The sequence below is a fragment of the Hoeflea sp. BAL378 genome (assembly GCF_000759435.1).
Taxonomy (GTDB): Bacteria; Pseudomonadota; Alphaproteobacteria; order Rhizobiales; family Rhizobiaceae; genus Hoeflea.
The window spans coordinates 1-242 of sequence record NZ_JRJG01000271.1 but is presented as its reverse complement, the minus strand read 5'-3'; the positions used below and the strand labels follow the sequence as shown (position 1 = coordinate 242).

Sequence of the window (242 nt, the reverse complement as noted above, 5' to 3'; positions counted from 1 at the left end):
GAGCCGATCCCGTTCTGGCAGGCGGTGCGGATGTCGCGGGAACCGCCCTCCGGCAGGAAATTCCATATCTGGCATGTGCGCCGCAATCCGGAAATGCGCGCAGGGCTCTTCGCGCGCGACATCCTGCGGCTGCCGGTGCGGCTGGTCTTCACCTCGGCCGCCCAGCGGCGCCACAGCCTGATCCCCCGCTGGCTGATCTCGCGCATGGACGCGGTGATCGCCACCACGCCGGAGGCCGCGAC

General features: G+C 70.2%; 1 pseudogene. It reads left to right on the top strand.

Features of this window, described 5'->3' with window-relative positions:
- A pseudogene (locus LL06_RS26150) lies at window positions 1-242 on the top strand (glycosyltransferase family 1 protein); the annotation flags it as partial.